This window comes from Nostoc sp. (assembly GCF_036917535.1).
GTDB lineage: Bacteria > Cyanobacteriota > Cyanobacteriia > Cyanobacteriales > Nostocaceae > Nostoc.
This window is the reverse complement of sequence record NZ_JBALDA010000007.1, coordinates 1-16,648: the sequence shown is the minus strand read 5'-3', so window position 1 is coordinate 16,648 and position 16,648 is coordinate 1. Positions and strand designations below refer to the sequence as shown.

Annotated in this window: 12 protein-coding genes and 1 tRNA gene; 7 read left to right on the top strand and 6 right to left on the bottom strand. The window is 40.6% G+C overall.

The features are described from left to right. Positions 1-265: 265 nt before the first annotated feature. The 3 genes from V7K56_RS01835 (at position 266) to V7K56_RS01825 (ending at position 6,621) form a co-directional block, all read left to right on the top strand. A complete protein-coding gene (locus V7K56_RS01835; RefSeq protein ID WP_334907037.1) occupies positions 266-4,252 on the top strand; it encodes a magnesium chelatase subunit H in 3,987 nt (1,328 codons plus the stop codon). A gap of 725 nt (positions 4,253-4,977) precedes the next feature. Continuing rightward, positions 4,978-5,193, top strand: coding sequence for a hypothetical protein (locus V7K56_RS01830; RefSeq protein ID WP_334907035.1), 216 nt, complete (start codon positions 4,978-4,980; stop codon positions 5,191-5,193). 129 nt (positions 5,194-5,322) lie between these two features. Continuing rightward, a complete protein-coding gene (locus V7K56_RS01825) occupies positions 5,323-6,621 on the top strand; it encodes a DNA sulfur modification protein DndB (RefSeq protein WP_334907033.1) in 1,299 nt (432 codons plus the stop codon). 182 nt (positions 6,622-6,803) lie between these two features. Here the strand turns inward: V7K56_RS01825 and V7K56_RS01820 are convergent, their stop codons facing one another. The 3 genes from V7K56_RS01820 to murA all read right to left on the bottom strand — a co-directional run bounded on the left by V7K56_RS01820 (position 6,804) and on the right by murA (position 9,617). Further along, the gene (locus tag V7K56_RS01820) at positions 6,804-7,223 is read right to left on the bottom strand and encodes a type II toxin-antitoxin system VapC family toxin (protein ID WP_334907031.1); all 420 of its coding nucleotides are present in this window, start codon (positions 7,221-7,223) and stop codon (positions 6,804-6,806) included. After that, complete coding sequence (locus tag V7K56_RS01815) at positions 7,214-7,477, bottom strand: hypothetical protein (protein ID WP_334907029.1); 264 nt, start codon at positions 7,475-7,477, stop codon at positions 7,214-7,216. The genes V7K56_RS01820 and V7K56_RS01815 overlap by 10 nt, the downstream gene beginning before the upstream one ends. Before the next feature lie 772 nt (positions 7,478-8,249). Further along, positions 8,250-9,617: a UDP-N-acetylglucosamine 1-carboxyvinyltransferase gene (murA, locus tag V7K56_RS01810; protein WP_334907128.1), complete on the bottom strand. Its 1,368-nt coding sequence runs from the start codon at positions 9,615-9,617 to the stop codon at positions 8,250-8,252. A 408-nt stretch (positions 9,618-10,025) separates the two neighbouring features. Here murA and V7K56_RS01805 point away from each other — a divergent pair. Both V7K56_RS01805 and V7K56_RS01800 read left to right on the top strand, forming a co-directional pair. Next, positions 10,026-10,107, top strand: a tRNA-Leu gene (locus V7K56_RS01805). 94 nt (positions 10,108-10,201) lie between these two features. Beyond that, entirely contained in the window at positions 10,202-10,984 is a 783-nt protein-coding gene (locus tag V7K56_RS01800; RefSeq protein ID WP_334907027.1) for a TrmH family RNA methyltransferase, read from the top strand. Positions 10,985-10,998: 14 nt separating this feature from the next. Here the strand turns inward: V7K56_RS01800 and V7K56_RS01795 are convergent, their stop codons facing one another. Continuing rightward, positions 10,999-11,367 (bottom strand): hypothetical protein, encoded by a 369-nt coding sequence (locus V7K56_RS01795; protein WP_334907025.1) that lies wholly within the window; start codon positions 11,365-11,367, stop codon positions 10,999-11,001. 328 nt (positions 11,368-11,695) lie between these two features. Here V7K56_RS01795 and V7K56_RS01790 point away from each other — a divergent pair, with 328 nt between their 5' ends. Beyond that, positions 11,696-13,366 carry an ABC transporter ATP-binding protein gene (locus V7K56_RS01790; RefSeq protein WP_334907023.1) on the top strand — a complete coding sequence of 557 codons (1,671 nt, stop codon included), beginning with the start codon at positions 11,696-11,698 and terminating at the stop codon, positions 13,364-13,366. Positions 13,367-13,491: 125 nt separating this feature from the next. On the opposite strand, the gene V7K56_RS01785 is transcribed toward V7K56_RS01790, so the two are convergent. Beyond that, entirely contained in the window at positions 13,492-14,430 is a 939-nt protein-coding gene (locus V7K56_RS01785) for a hypothetical protein (protein ID WP_334907021.1), read from the bottom strand. A 714-nt stretch (positions 14,431-15,144) separates the two neighbouring features. On the opposite strand from V7K56_RS01785, the gene V7K56_RS01780 reads away from it, so the two are divergent. Beyond that, positions 15,145-15,648, top strand: a complete 504-nt coding sequence (locus tag V7K56_RS01780) for a GNAT family N-acetyltransferase (protein ID WP_334907019.1) — start codon at positions 15,145-15,147, stop codon at positions 15,646-15,648. 126 nt (positions 15,649-15,774) lie between these two features. Here V7K56_RS01780 and nadC read toward each other — a convergent pair whose 3' ends face one another. Then, the gene (gene nadC, locus V7K56_RS01775; protein WP_334907126.1) at positions 15,775-16,641 is read right to left on the bottom strand and encodes a carboxylating nicotinate-nucleotide diphosphorylase; all 867 of its coding nucleotides are present in this window, start codon (positions 16,639-16,641) and stop codon (positions 15,775-15,777) included. Positions 16,642-16,648: the final 7 nt, after the last annotated feature.

Genomic DNA, 16,648 nt, shown 5'->3' with positions numbered 1-16,648 from the left:
TATATCCAAATAGCTATTTAACTATTAAAAATAATTATTGCAAAAAGTTTACAAATAGTGAGCCAAGACTTTTGATAAAGTCAACAATTACGAAGAAATATTTCGTTTTTTATATCGATTTGTGTCAGATAGGGGATAAAATGCCCACTGGGCAAGCGTTTTCTGATAAAAAACACATATTGCCTAAAGATCACAAGTTACCTGTGGCTGATAATGCCGCTAGGAACTTCCTTCAGAGAACACGCATCAAAGGAGCCGAAGAAGCATGTTCACACACGTCAAGTCCACCATTAGACACATTGCGCCTGATAACTTACGCGGACGTAATTTAATCAAGGTGGTCTATGTCGTGCTTGAGTCCCAGTACCAGAGTGCATTGTCGCAAGCAGTTCGCACGATTAACGCGAACAATCCCAACTTGGCGATTGAAATCAGCGGGTACTTGATTGAGGAACTCCGCGACCCAGAGAATTATGAAGAGTTCAAACGAGAAATTGAGAGTGCGAATATCTTCATCGCTTCCTTAATTTTTATTGAAGACTTAGCACAGAAAGTAGTAGCAGCAGTAGAACCACACCGCGATCGCTTGGACGTTTCCGTTGTCTTTCCCTCGATGCCAGAGGTAATGCGCCTGAGTAAAATGGGCAGCTTTTCCTTGGCACAGTTGGGTCAGTCAAAAAGTGCGATCGCCCAATTCATGCGGAAACGCAAAGAAAAATCTGGTGCGGGATTCCAAGATGGGATGCTAAAGCTTTTGCGAACCCTGCCGCAAGTGCTGAAGTTTTTACCGATGGACAAGGCACAGGATGCCCGAAATTTTATGCTCAGTTTTCAGTATTGGCTAGGTGGTTCACCAGAAAATCTGGAGAACTTCTTACTGATGCTAGCTGATAAATATGTATTTAAAGGTTTAGACAAACAAAATTTTGAGCCTTCTACATATCAACAGCCAGTGGTTTATCCCGATTTAGGGATTTGGCATCCTTTGGCTCCCAGTATGTTTGAAGATGTCAGAGAGTATCTCAATTGGTATACAGCTCGTAAGGATATTTCTAGCGATCTCAAAGATCCGTTAGCTCCTTGTGTCGGGTTAGTATTGCAACGCACTCACCTAGTTACAGGGGATGATGCCCATTATGTAGCGATGGTGCAGGAGTTGGAAGCACTAGGCGCACGGGTACTACCTGTATTTGCTGGTGGTTTGGACTTCTCCAAGCCTGTGGATGCATACTTTTATGAACCGACTACTAATATACAGTTGGTAGATGCAGTAATATCGCTGACTGGTTTTGCTTTAGTGGGTGGCCCAGCCAGACAAGACCATCCCAAGGCAATTGAATCACTCAAACGCTTAAACCGTCCTTACATGGTGGCGTTACCCTTAGTATTCCAAACCACAGAAGAGTGGATGGATAGCGATTTAGGGTTACATCCCATTCAAGTAGCTTTGCAAATTGCAATTCCGGAATTGGATGGAGCAATTGAGCCGATTATATTATCAGGTAGAGATGGGACTACAGGGAAAGCGATCGCTCTCCAAGACCGTATGGAAGCTGTAGCCGAACGCGCCCTAAAATGGGCTAACCTCCGCCGCAAGCCGAAGCTGGATAAAAAAGTTGCCATCACCGTTTTCAGTTTCCCGCCAGATAAAGGCAATGTGGGAACCGCCGCCTACTTGGATGTATTCGGCTCCATCTACGAGGTAATGAAAGCCCTCAAAAATAACGGTTACGACTTACCGCAATTACCAGAATCAGCCGAAGCGTTGATGCAAGAAGTCATCCACGACGCCCAAGCGCAGTACAATAGCCCAGAACTGAACATTGCCTACAAAATGTCCGTTCCTGAGTATGAGGCGCTGACACCTTACTCTCAACGTTTAGAGGAAAACTGGGGTCCACCTCCCGGACATCTCAACAGTGATGGGCAAAATCTGCTGATTTATGGTAAGCAATTCGGTAACGTCTTCATCGGTGTCCAACCCACATTTGGTTACGAAGGCGACCCGATGCGGCTGTTGTTCTCTCGTTCAGCTAGTCCTCACCACGGTTTTGCTGCCTACTACACTTACCTAGAGCAAGTTTGGAAAGCTGACGCTGTACTGCACTTTGGTACACACGGTTCCTTGGAATTCATGCCAGGTAAACAGATGGGGATGTCTGGCGACTGTTATCCAGATAACTTGATTGGCTCAATTCCTAATCTATATTACTACGCAGCTAATAATCCGAGTGAAGCGACAATTGCCAAACGTCGGAGTTATGCCGAAACAATTTCTTACTTGACACCTCCGGCAGAAAATGCTGGTTTGTATAAAGGTTTAAAGGAACTCAGCGAATTAATTGCTTCTTATCAAACCTTGAAAGATAGTGGACGCGGTGTTTCCATTGTCAATAGCATCATGGATAAATGCCGGATCGTGAATCTGGATAAGGATATTCACCTGCCAGAAACCGATGCTAGAGACATGAGTGCCGATGATCGCGATAATATAGTTGGCAACGTCTACCGCAAGTTGATGGAAATCGAGTCTCGGTTGTTGCCTTGTGGGTTGCACGTCATTGGTAAACCACCAAGTGCAGAAGAAGCGATCGCAACTCTCGTCAATATTGCCAGTCTAGATCGTCAAGAAGAAGAACTTCAAGGCTTACCGGGAATTATCGCTAACAGCATTGGGCGTAACATTGACGATATTTACCAAAATAGCGATCGAGGCATTTTAGAAGATGTCCAGTTATTGCAAGATATCACCTTGGCAACCCGTGCAGCAGTTACTGCTCTTGTGCAAGAGCAAATCGACGCGGAAGGACGAGTTTCTCTGGTTTCCCGGTTGAATTTCTTCAATATGGGCAAAAAAGAACCTTGGGTAGAAGCATTGCATAAAGCAGGTTATCCCAAAGTCGATGGTACAGCCCTCAAACCCCTATTTGAGTATTTGGAATTCTGCCTGCAACAAGTATGTGCCGACAACGAACTAGGAGCATTACTCAAAGGCTTAGAAGGTGAATACGTCCTACCCGGCCCTGGTGGCGATCCCATTCGTAATCCGGATGTATTACCCACGGGTAAGAATATCCATGCACTCGATCCACAATCCATCCCTACAACAGCGGCAGTACAATCAGCCAAAATCGTCGTAGATAGGCTTTTGGCGCGTAACAAGGCTGAAAACGATGATAAATGGCCCGAAACCATCGCCTGCGTCCTTTGGGGAACCGATAACATCAAAACTTACGGTGAATCCCTAGCCCAAATTATGTGGATGGTGGGCGTGCGTCCAGTTCCCGATGCTTTGGGACGGGTGAACAAGTTGGAATTGATATCTTTAGAAGAGTTGGGACGCCCCAGAATTGATGTAGTAATCAACTGTTCTGGTGTATTCCGCGACTTGTTCATCAACCAAATGAACCTGCTAGACCAAGGCGTGAAGATGGCAGCTGAGGCAGATGAACCCTTAGAAATGAACTTTGTTCGCAAACACGCTTTGCAACAAGCTGAGGAAATGGGGGTTAATCTGCGTCAAGCAGCGACGCGCGTCTTCTCCAACGCTTCTGGTTCCTATTCGTCAAATATCAACTTGGCAGTAGAAAACAGCACTTGGGATAGCGAAGCCGAGTTGCAGGAAATGTATCTCAATCGCAAATCTTTCGCCTTCAATTCCGATAACCCCGGAATCATGGACGAATCCCGGCAGATTTTTGAAAGTACATTAAAAACTGCTGATGCAACTTTCCAAAATCTCGATTCTTCTGAGATTAGCTTAACGGATGTTTCCCATTACTTTGATTCCGATCCCACAAAGCTGGTAGCAAATCTGCGGGGTGATGGTAAAAAACCAGCATCTTATATTGCAGATACAACTACAGCTAACGCTCAAGTGCGGACATTAACAGAAACCGTGCGCTTGGATGCGCGTACTAAATTGTTAAATCCTAAGTGGTATGAGGGGATGCTGAATCACGGTTATGAAGGTGTGCGCGAACTCTCCAAGCGATTGGTAAACACAATGGGTTGGAGTGCGACAGCCGGCGCTGTAGATAACTGGATTTACGAGGATACTAACGAAACCTTCATCAAAGATGAAGAAATGCAGAAACGATTGATGAACCTTAATCCCCATTCTTTCCGCAAGGTTGTATCAACTTTGTTAGAAGTGAATGGACGCGGTTATTGGGAGACTAGCGAGGAGAATTTAGACCGCCTACGCGAGTTGTACCAAGAGGTTGAAGACCGGATTGAAGGGATAGACTAGGAAATAAGTAGAGTAATCTATACTTCATTAATATAATCTAAAGACCTGTAGAGACATCATGTATTAAGTCTCTACGGGTTTTTGTATAAAAAACACTAAGTAATGTTATTCATATTTTTGCAAGACTTTTCTCAACTTGCATTCTCATAAATTACAATACTTAAAAATTAAAAAACATCGGTTTTGTTTGCACAAACAAAACCGATGTTTAAGATAAAATATAACATAGTATTCGTCAGACAGAATTCTCTTCATAGTAAAATATAGAAAAAGATAGATTCTTAATCAAAAAAATAATTAAGTTAAGTTTTTGCCATATATTTTATTGAATGCTTAGAAAGTTTGTCTAAAAAGTTAATTAATAATACATATTATTTTTTGTGAAAATTTAGTAATCATACATTTTTAAATTAAAAAAGGAATAAAGAATAGGTTTATTTTAGCTTTTTAAAAAAGGTGATAATAGATTTACATCTATATTTTGCTTTCTATAAAACAAATTGTTTAGAAGGCTTCTTAATCCCTAATTTTGATTTGTATTTAGATGTTTTCATTAATTCAGATAGAAACATCGAAGATATTCTATGGAAAAGTCCATCATTCTGGAAGCTTGATGACTGAGTGTGAAAAGCCAGATATTTACATAATTTTTTGGCATTTAATAAAAAAGTTGACATTGCTCTTTTGGTTTGGTAATGTATATACCAAATTCAAAATTCAAAAATATGGAAGCAACACTAACAATATCAAAAGAATACTTAGTAGGTCTAGCTATCAGAATAAAAACACGTATGGGCATAGAGCAGTTTATTTCATTTAAAAACATGGATGAGACTCAAATCCAAGAATGGATTATCAACGCAAATAGTATAATTCCAGACATTCTTATAAAAGAAGTACTAAGTTTTCCTCATACAGTTACAGTCAAAATGAAAAGCTAAACTATTTTTGAAAAACAGTTTAGCTTTTACACGGTACTGTTTAGTTGAATACCGTGTATTTATTAAAATAATTAATTTAAAATGTGCTATGTTTGTACAAACATAATACATTTTGGTTGGAGGTAGTTAATGGCTTTAGTCATCGCCGGTATAAAAGGACGAATGGGTGACACCAACTTTTATCAAGCAACGATAAAGGCTCGTGACCTAGTGCAAGGAGTACGTGCAGCAAACGAACTCGATGAATGGACAACAATGAGCATTGAGGATCGATTGCAAAGGGAACCTGACCTTAAAAGAATTCAAGAACAAATTGCTCCTTACATTGCTGAAGCGAAGGATCGTTTCTTCGGTTCCATGATTGTGCTTGTTTATAAGGGACAGATTTATTTTGAGAGCATCAAAAAATGGGTCAGTGAAGAAGCCCCGCACGTTTACCAATCCGTGGCAGATAATATAGGTGTCATTACTATTGAGGGTGGCGCTCTGATTATGCTCGATGGTCAACATCGCCTTCTAGCTCTTGAAAAAGTGGTGAAAGGCGAAGTAATAGGAGAGTACCGTGAGCAAGTACCAAACGATGATGTTTGCGTCATTTTTCTCGCTCACGAAAGCAATGAAAAAACGCGGCGTATCTTCAATAAAGTTAACCGCTATGCTAGACCAACTAGTCGCGGTGACAATATTATCACCAGTGAAGATGATCGTAGCGCTATCATTGCGCGGAAATTACTAAGTGATGGTGCTCCCCTAGGTGTAAGGGTCAAAGGTAGTAGTGATGTAATCGTTGAGTGGAAGAACAATACTATTGCAGTTCGTAGCACGAAGTTGACAACTATAAGTGTTGTCTACGAAACAGTAAAGCTTATTCTTAGTGATAACGGTGTGCCCAATGATACTACCTCTCGCCCTTCAGAAGATGAACTGGAACAATATTATGAATATGTTGAAAAGTTCTGGAATAAAGTGCTTGAGGGGTTACAGGCTTACCAGAAAGCACTCTCTGACAGCAGCAAAATTCCAGAAATGCGTAAGGATGACCACCCATACTCACTACTATTTAAGGCAGCTGCACAGATTGCTTTATTTAAAGGTCTGATCGCAGCAACACGTAAGAATCGTATAAGCCTTGAAGAAGCTGTGCGACGGGCTGATCAAATTGACTGGGCTATGTCTTTATCTGTTTGGAAAAATGTGCTTGTTACTCCAGGAGGAACAATGGCTAGGGCACAACAAGCACAGAATTTAGGAGGAAAGCTGATTGCATACTTAATTGCAGCTGACAAAATGACAGAAGAAGAAACTGCACAGATTCAACGAGAATACAGCAGCGCACATGGAGTAGATATTGATGACCCTGATGTTAAATTAATGCCTTTACCTAAGCCTGTTGTAGAGCAGGTAAAAGCTGTAGAACTTTTAGTATAAATGCAGAAATGGATTGAAACTGCTCAAGAACTAGCTCGTTCAATTCTTGAATTGAGCCAGCGTTTAATATCTGCCTAATTGATGACAACATGAAGTGCGATCGCTCACTCTTGGACAACAGGCGATCGCTTTATTTTTGAGGTTTTATGCAAGGCGATCGCTCTTTTGTTAACTATTTTTCTTTAGGGCAAAATTTCAAAGCTATCGCAGTGCTGAGGTCGATATAATCTGAAATCTCGCTGATCTAAGGTGAATATTTTTTTAATACCATAGCGTTCAGCTATAGCCATAACGCTTGCATCTACAAAATCAATCCGACTATCTGCATACTCATTCAAGATTTCCGCCACACGAATTACATCTTGGTCTGTTAAAGCTACTAAACTAAATCGACTCGCAGATAGTCCTTGCAAAAAAGCTACAACTATAGCTACACCTGCATTACGTCCTACCAAATAAGCTAATTCTGCCAATACTGTTTGTGGTAACAGAATTTGTTTTTGTTGTGTATATACTATTGCAGCAATACTGTGCATTGCATCCGAACGGTTCAACAATGCTACAACAAAACCCGTATCAGCTACTGCTAAGGTTATTTCCACGTCCAACCAGATTTTTCAGTAATCTCTTGTTGGAGAATATCTTCCGACTTTGTAGCTAAATCAGGTGTTCCTGCAAATAAGCCAATTAATGGGTCAGACACAGCATTATCAACTGTTTCTAGCAATTGGGTTTCAAGATATAGCCTAACAGCTTCGCTGATAATTGATTCAGGAGATTGCCCTCGTTCACTAGCCAGATTTATGACTTTTTCTAGTAAAGTCTGTTCCAGCTTCCAGTTAAATGTAGAGTCCACCAGATAACTTCTCTCTCTTTAGTAATAAAAAATATTCTAACAAATAGGGGTTTGATACTCACTGTTATAATTTTTTATCTTTAAGTCAAATATACACAGCGATACTTACGGTAAGTTACGCTAACGTACTACTTTTCCACAGCGATGTATGACGATAAGCTACTATGCGTCTACGCTTTGTTTTTAAGGTTTCTGTAAGGCGATCGCCCACAATGCCATCATACAATCAGCGATCGCTTTGGAAATGTGGGAGCGCGATCGCTTATATATTAAATTTTATGGGAATATTCAAGTTTAAATTTTTCTATGGATGCGTTAATTATCAACTTTGCCTTATTTTAAGCCTTGAGGCGATTTGGTAACTGAATAACCAATGTATTACAAATCAACAAAAGTAATTAATAAAACAGTATGAGTATTATACCCAAAGCAATAAATATAATGTATGAAGACTTTAAATACAAAAAGACCAGCCTCCCACAGCCGGTCTAAAAAATGTTCTTGTGTTGTCTTCTCAAGAGAGTTAAAACCCAATTGCACGTTCCCAAGATGCAACGGGCAACTTTTCTTAACAATATTGTAACAGCCAACACAGATTTTTCCAGAATATTCATCAAAAAAAGACATGAGCAAAGCTTAAAAGCCTCTATCTATCAGGATAATTCCGCAGATTGCAAGGTGTAGATGGGAGAGATAAAGAAAGACAAGGGAGAATATTTTACCTTGTCTCCCTTGTTCCTCTTATCCCAGCATCAGTCTCAACCGATCAATTTCAACTTGACAGGCTACTGATGCTGGGAGCGATTTCTGCATCTGTTGATGTTTCGCCCACACGGAGGATTTTAGCCCCTAATTGCTGCAACTTCATATCAAGTCGATCATAGCCGCGATCAAGGTGCTGTAAACCCTGAATTGTGGTTTGTCCTTCTGCCGCTAGTCCGGCGATAACTAATGCTGCCGATGCTCGTAAGTCTGTACCTAATACTGGTGCGCCAGATAATTTTGGTACTCCCCGAACGAAAGCAGCATTGCCTTTGACACGAATATCTGCCCCCAAACGATTCAACTCTGAGGCATGACGCAAGCGATTTTCAAAGACGGATTCGTTAATTACGCTGTCACCTTCTGCCACTGCCAGCAAAGCCATGAATGGCGCTTGCATATCTGTGGGAAAACCTGGATGGTATTGAGTTTCAATATCCGTTGCCTTAAGGGTTTCCGCTGGCAGAATGCGTAATTGGTCAGGCTTTTCATCAATTATTGTTACTCCAATATCCCGCAGCTTGGCAATTACTGGGATGAGATGTTCTGGAGCCACTGGCGAGAGAATAAGTTCTGAGCGGGTAATTGCTGCTGCCAGCAAAAACGTCCCAGCCTCAATGCGATCGGGAATAATGCTGTAGTCAACAGAATGCAACTTGGGGACTCCTTTGATAATAATCCTGCTAGTCCCTGCGCCCTGAATCTTCGCTCCCATCGCGTTACAGAAGTTAGCTAGATCGACTACTTCCGGTTCTCTAGCAGCATTTTCGATGATCGTTTCACCCTCTGCCAGAGTAGCCGCCATCATCAAGTTTTCCGTCGCTCCAACGCTGGCAATGTCTAAGTAAATCTTCGCACCTTTTAATCTCCGACTACTGCCAGGAACATAGGCATTACAAATGCCATGCTCAATTTGTACTTCTGCTCCCATTGCTTGCAGTCCTCGAACATGCAAGTCAACTGGTCTTGCCCCAATCGCACAACCGCCTGGTAAAGGCATCTGTGCTACTCCTAGTCTTGCCAGAATGGCTCCAATGGCGAAAAAACTCGCTCTCAACTGGGTAACTAATTCGTAGGGAGCTTTTGATGTTTTAATCTCGCTGGCATTGATGTCTAAAATGTCGCCTTGTCGGGTTAATTGCACACCCAAAGCTGATAACACCTGACCCATCCGCTCTACGTCCGCTAACAAAGGGACATTACGGATACGACAATCACCCGGACACAGCAAGGCTCCAGCCATGATTACCAGTGCTGAATTTTTTGCCCCGCTAATTTTCACATGACCCCGCAAAGGATGCCCACCCCAAATTTGCAAGACTGAGGAGTCTGCTTCTGGAGCAATTTTGGCATCTGGTAAGCTGGTAGAAGGATTAATAAGCCTACCTCCAAAAGTAATACGTATTTTATATGTTTGAAGTTGGTTTTGATTCTACAGTAAAGATTCAAAATGTCCACGTTTTAAAGCAGTGTTTTGTATAAAAAAATTGTTTTTTGAGTGAAAAATCCGGGCTGAGAAGAAGCAATAGCAGGGTTTTTGAGCTTTTTAAAAAATTTAAAAAAAAGAATGAATAAGTAGTAGTTTTAAGCAAAAATAAATACTCAGTAAAATAACTTAAGTGTTCTCTAAAAATCACTGCTATAGTTTTCAGTTAATATTTTGATTCGACCTCGTGCCTAAAAAACTCGTTTACAGTTAGAGACTTTTAACGAGGCGTTATGCTTTTACTTGACAAAGGTAAAACATAACGTAATAATAAGAAATTGTCGATAAGCAAAAATGCCAGCGGAACTGGCGGAATTGGCAGACGCGCTAGATTCAGGTTCTAGTGCCGCAAGGCTTCCGGGTTCAAGTCCCGGGTTCCGCATACTATCTAAGTTAGGAGTTACAAGTCAAGAGTTATTAGTTAAAAGATAACTAAATTAACTCCTAACTATTAATTTCTAATTCCTAAGTTTTTGATGTTGACCAGTTTACAAAATTCTCTTGTCAAACAAATTCGCAAGCTGCACTCTACCAAAGAGCGGCACAAGCAGCAGTTATTTTTACTGGAAGGAACACACCTGTTAGAAGAAGCTTGTGCGGTCAATTACCCACTAGAAACAGTGTGTTGTACCCCAGAATGGCAAGTAGCTCACTCTTCGCTGTGGGAGGAAGCTTGTAGCCGATGCGATCGCGCCGAAATTGTCAGTCAAGAAGTTTTGGATGCGATCGCTACCACAGTCCAACCGGATGGTGTAGTAGCAACAGCAAAACGAAGCCAACGCCAAACTCAACTACCATTTACTGGTTTAGTGCTAGCTTTAGAGACGATACAAGATCCCGGCAACTTGGGTACAACGATCCGCACTGCCGCTGCCGTCGGAGCGTCAGGGTTATGGGTCAGTCGAGATAGTGTAGATTTAGATAGCCCTAAAGTTCTACGTGCTTCCGCAGGGCAATGGTTTCGCCTAGCAACAGCCGTAACCGAAGATTTAAAAGCGACAGTCCAACAAAGTCAGCAGGCAGGAATGCAGGTAGTGGCAACCTTACCCAGTGCGACTTTAACTTACTGGGAAGTAGACTGGCGAAAACCCAGTATGATTTTACTGGGAAATGAAGGTGCTGGATTATCGGCAAATTTAGCAGCGATCGCAGATCGGCAAGTCAAAATTCCTTTGAGTCCTGGGGTGGAATCTTTGAATGTGGCGATCACAGCCGCTTTAATGTTGTACGAAGCTCAACGGCAACTAATTTGTCAGTAATAAATTTTAACTTTTTACCCCAATTGGGTTTTTGTTATTTCTTCAAGATATTGTTCAATATCAGCAACTGCGTCCTCAAGAGCTGCTAAATCAATATCTGTCAAGTCTCGATCGAGTTCGACTTCAGTAAAATTACTAGTATGCAATTGGGGGATCTCTTCTTCCTCAGTCGAACTTTCTTGTAAGATATCCTCCAACTGTTCGAGGGATTCTTGAAACACTTGATCGGCAGCGCGCCTCTGTTCTGGCTGATTTTGCTCCATAATATTAACTTGAAAATCCTGATTTACTGACTTGATTTTGATTCTAGTTCCTACAGATTTAAATTTTGCACTTATAACATCATAGTTGTGTGCTGTATCAACTTTAGCAGTGGTTATCAAGAATATCGATACCTGTCTCCAATTAAGAGGAGGCAGGAGGCAGGAGGAAAGAATTATGATTGATTACTATTGATTACTTTAGTTGTGGGTCATTATCCTGTTTAAAAAGAAGATCTGGTACGAGCATCAAGTGCCGTGAGATACAAACTAAGTCCAATGCTTTTAAACATAGGTTACTCCTGCCTCCTGAACGCGATCGCTACGGGTACACTAAATCAAGTTTGGCTAGGTTTGGGCAAGTTTTATAAAACAGGTCTAAGACTTAATTTGATAGACTATCCTAAATTTGAAATTATAAAAACTGGTAGCTCAGGGCTGATAACTAACTATGAGTAAAGCCTTATTCTGTATCGAAAATCTGCGAGTTGCCTATCCTGGGCGGAGTGGAGAAGAAGCAAGCTGGGCGGTTGATGATGTATCTTTCACGTTGCAACCAGGTGAAAGAATGGGATTGGTGGGAGAGTCAGGTTGTGGTAAATCAACTATCGGACGGGCAGTAATGCGTTTACTACCAGCCTCTAGCCGTATTGAGGGACGGGTGACGTTTCAAGGACAGTCAGTGTTTGAATTAACACCTAAACGCCTGCGTAAATTTCGGGGGGAGGCGATCGCCTTAATTTTTCAAGATCCCATGACACGCCTTGATCCGTTGATGACCATTGGTAAGCATTGTATCGAAACCCTCCAGGCGCACTCACCACAATTATCACCGCGAGAAGCCAAAGAAAAAGCACTTGCTACTTTGGCAAAGGTGAATATTCCGATTAATCGTTGGAATCAGTATCCTCATGAGTTTAGCGGCGGAATGCGCCAACGGGTAGCGATCGCTTTAGCTTTACTCCTCAACCCCAAGTTTATTGTTGCTGACGAACCCACCACCAGTTTAGATGTCACTGTCTCCGCGCAGATATTGCAAGAATTAACTCGCCTGTGCGGTGAAGAAAACATGGGATTGCTGCTGATTTCTCACGATTTAGCAATGGTGGCTGAGTATTGCGATCGCATTGGCGTGATGTACAACGGTAAGATAGTGGAAATGGGTTCTACAGAAACTGTATTTAGGCAACCTCAACATGAATACACGCGATCGCTCTTAAAAGCAGCTTTACACATTCAAGCAGTAACTGATAGTGGAGAATTGATAATTGCCAATGACCCAGAAAAGCAATTACCGATTATGAAGCAGCAATCTCCAATTTTGAGCGTTACAGAACTTAAGCAACACTACACCATAGAACCTAACTTTATCGAACGACTGCTTAACACACAAGCGCAGACTATTAAAGCAGTAGATGGGATCAACTTGGATCTTTATTCAGGAGAAATTCTCGGCTTAGTCGGGGAATCAGGTTGTGGTAAAAGCACACTCTCACGAACAATATTGCAACTAGTTCGTCCCACTAGTGGCAAAGTTGAGTTTTTAGGACAGGATTTGACTAAACTGTCGCGTCAAGAAATTCGTTCCTCGCGGCGACAAATACAAATGGTTTTTCAAGACCCTCATGCTTGTCTCAATCCAGCGATGACAGTGGGACAAAGTATTGCAGATCCTTTATTTATCCACAATTTAGCCAATCCTGCTAAGGCAAAAGAACAGGTTTTGTGGATGCTAAGTAAAGTTGGCTTAACACCGCCAGAAGTGTATTATGAGCGTTACCCGTCGGATTTGTCTGGTGGACAACAGCAACGAGTAGCGATCGCTCGTGCTTTGATTACTTATCCTAAACTCTTAATTTGTGATGAACCCGTGAGTATGTTAGACGCCAGCGTGCAGTCGCAAGTGCTAGATTTGATGTTGCAATTAAAGGAAGAGTTTGAGTTGACTTATCTATTCATCACTCATGACCTTTGGTTAGCTCGATTTTTGTGCGATCGCATTGCCGTAATGAATGGCGGTAAAATTGTCGAACTCGGTCTTACAAAAAAGATTTTTGCTAATCCTCAGCACCCTTATACCAAAACTTTACTAGCTGCTGCTCCGTTACTAGCACGCGCTTAACTATCAGGAGTTATGAGTAGGACTTACGCAAAAATCGCCCAAAAGCTTGATTTGTTGAACTGCAAAGACGCCAAGAACGCCAAGAATTCGTAGAGTGTGCGTAAGTCCTAATGAGTTTAAAATTCCTAACTCTCTTCTCTTCCCTCAAGTAATTTAGTTGCTTCTCCACTCGAACCATATAGCTCAACAAATCTTTTAAACAACAATGCAGTCTCGTGATTTGAAGTCCTACTTAGGTTGAATAAACGCCCTATATTTTTTTCACCTAAAGCTCTTAAATATGGTAAATCTTCAAATAGAGTCAAACAAGAAGCAAAATGCAAGATTATTTGTAAGAATGGCTTTGGCCACTCTAGGTCACTATAAATATCTATAAAGAAATGATGTTCTAAGTCATTTAACGGGAAAGCATGAAATATAACAATTATCCTTTTGTTATTGTAGACTGGAATACTTAGTTCAACAGTGTAGGGGGTATGTAATATTAAATCTACCTCTACAATAGGTTGTCGCCAAATCCTCAAAGGATTAGCTGGCGAGTCTAATATTGTTTGGAATTTGATTATTCCACCATTGTTTGTGGGCTGAAAGTGGCTAATTTGAAAAATTTTTAGGTTATTAAGGCTAAAGTTATGAACTGTTTCTAAATGTTTTAAGTTCAATAGATGATAAATTTGGCAAATATAAGGAAACGGTAAAATATACTCCTGACTAATCATGTGGAGCTTTTTTACTTGAAGCTTGTTAGCTTGAGTCCGATCGAGATATTCTTGATATTGGCTGGGGCCTAAATCATTGCTATTGAAGCTTTCTTCTGGCTTTAGATATAGCCAACTCATAAAAAAGAAAGAAGCTGTAAATAGCTGAAATATTTCTAGAGGAGATAAATAACCATCAGCAAATGCAGCTATGCTTCTATCGGTTATTCCGAAAAGCCAAGATGGAATACCAAAAAGCCAAATACTACTTTTAATTTGATCTATAAAAAGCGCTACTTCAACAATATTTGAAAGACTAATATCTTGCTTTACTTTATTATTAATTTTAAAACAATTAATAGACATAAAATTCTAATTATAATATTCGTGCATATAAGTTTATGCTTAAATTAATTCTAAATACAAATACATGGTGCTCACCTCTATCTTTAGCTAGATACAATGGCAATTGTAATAATTAATACAAATTTAAAATTATCTATTATAAATATGGCTAAAAAATACAACTTATTGTTATATACAAGCATAGATTATATGTCTATCCAGTCCTAATGAAATTATTTATAAATATGCTATAAAGATATTTGGTTTCGTATTTTATAATACAGAATTTTAAATGAATAAAGTTAAAAACTTTTATATTTATTGAATTAAAAATTTAAATTATCTCAATTTGACAAAATTAGTATGTTATAAAACTTCAGAAAAAACTTGAGTTTTTCTGATATAGTAAAATAATCTATTTATTTAGGATGAATACTGAATGATGCGTTAGGAATAAAAACTTAGAATTAAAAAGTAAGCAGTTATAAAATTTCTCCGTTACACAAAATACTGTAGGTAGTGCGTTGTAATTTCCCTCCAGTTATAGCAATTGTGGTGTCTTTTGTAGTGGTGCACCGCACACTTGCTAGTAGAGTTAGCCATTATCTTATGTAAGGTAGGAGGCTATTACCTGGCAAAGTATTTGTGACAATTACGATAGAAATCATAAAATTGCTAGTGTTAACACAGTATTATTTTTGAATATTATCTGAAGATTTTTTTGACCCAGTAGCAATGACTATTCGCCATGCGACTGAAACTGACTTGCCTGCTATTGTGGCAATTTACAATGCTGCAATTCCTAGCCGCATGGCAACCGCTGACTTAGAACCAGTATCCGTGGAAAGTCGCCTTGCTTGGTTTAGGGGGCGATCGCCTTCACAACGCCCACTTTGGGTAATTGAAGTAGACGGAGTAATTGCTGGATGGCTTAGTTTCCAATCCTTTTATGGGCGACCCGCCTATAATAAAACTGCGGAAATTAGTATTTACATGGCCCCTAGCTTTCATCGGTGTGGCTTGGGACGGCAACTCTTAGCACAAGCAATTAGTGAAAGTCCTAGTTTGGGTATAAAGAGCTTAGTATGCTTTATTTTTGCTCACAATCAGCCCAGTTTAAAACTTTTTGAAACATTTGGTTTTCAACGTTGGGGACATTTGCCTAAAATTGCCGAAATTGACAGCGTTGAACGGGACTTAGTAATTATGGGACTGAAAATTAGTAAACCTGTTATTTGAGGCGATCGTTATTTTCTGGGACTTGTCAACTAATCGTCTTTCATTTGATTTTTTCCTTTAAGTAAAATTTTTTGCATTACATATATTTTTCTATGCGCTTATAGAGTTTTACTGGCATTTTGACAATTAATGTATAATCCTCATACTCAAATCCAACCATTTTGACTGAGTAATTGGCGCACTGCTAGAAATATAATCCACATCCGTCTCTGCAACACTGCGAATGGTTTCTAAAGTCACATTCCCCGAAGCTTCAATTTTCACCCGGCTATCTTGCTGGCGAATCAATTGCACCGCCTGACGCATCATATCCAAAGGCATATTGTCCAACATAATAATGTCAGCTTTGTGCTTCAAAGCTTCTTTTACCTGCTCTAAACTTTCGGTCTCTACCTCTATAGTCAAGGGATAAGGAATCTGAGAACGAATACGAGTAACAGCTTCTCCAATTCCCATAGCCGCCGCAATGTGATTATCCTTAATCATCACTGCATCATCCAACCCCATGCGGTGATTAATCGCCCCACCCAAAGCAGTTGCGTACTTTTCCAACAGTCTCAGCCCTGGTGTAGTTTTACGCGTATCCACCAACTGAGCAGGTAAATCAGCAATTTTCTCCACATATATATTAGTCAGCGTCGCAATCCCACTCAACCGCATAGCCAAGTTGAGCGCAACTCTTTCCCCCATCAGCAGCGCATCCAGCGAACCATGAATTTCAGCTACGACCTGTCCCGACTCACACCATGCACCTTCGGGCACAACCGTCACAAAGCTAACCTTTTCATTTAATATTTGAAATACTCTAGCTGCAACTGGTAAGCCAGTAATTATTCCTGAAGCTTTAGCTATCCATTTCGCAGAGCCTAGCGTCACATTTTCTACTAGTAGCGTATTTGTAGTATGATCGCCTCGACCAATATCCTCCACCAACCAGCCACGCAAGAGTGGATCTAAAACCAGCCAGGGCGGCAAAACACCAGAATTGCTCACAACTTTA

Excerpts from the sequence above, each read along its gene's own strand:
- V7K56_RS01835 (WP_334907037.1), top strand. The coding sequence starts at position 266 with ATGTTCACACACGTCAAGTCCACCATTAGACACATTGCGCCTGATAAC.
- V7K56_RS01830 (WP_334907035.1), top strand. The coding sequence starts at position 4,978 with ATGGAAGCAACACTAACAATATCAAAAGAATACTTAGTAGGTCTAGCT.
- V7K56_RS01825 (WP_334907033.1), top strand. The coding sequence starts at position 5,323 with ATGGCTTTAGTCATCGCCGGTATAAAAGGACGAATGGGTGACACCAAC.
- V7K56_RS01800 (WP_334907027.1), top strand. The coding sequence starts at position 10,202 with ATGTTGACCAGTTTACAAAATTCTCTTGTCAAACAAATTCGCAAGCTG.
- V7K56_RS01790 (WP_334907023.1), top strand. The coding sequence starts at position 11,696 with ATGAGTAAAGCCTTATTCTGTATCGAAAATCTGCGAGTTGCCTATCCT.
- V7K56_RS01785 (WP_334907021.1), bottom strand. The coding sequence starts at position 14,430 with ATGTCTATTAATTGTTTTAAAATTAATAATAAAGTAAAGCAAGATATT.
- V7K56_RS01780 (WP_334907019.1), top strand. The coding sequence starts at position 15,145 with ATGACTATTCGCCATGCGACTGAAACTGACTTGCCTGCTATTGTGGCA.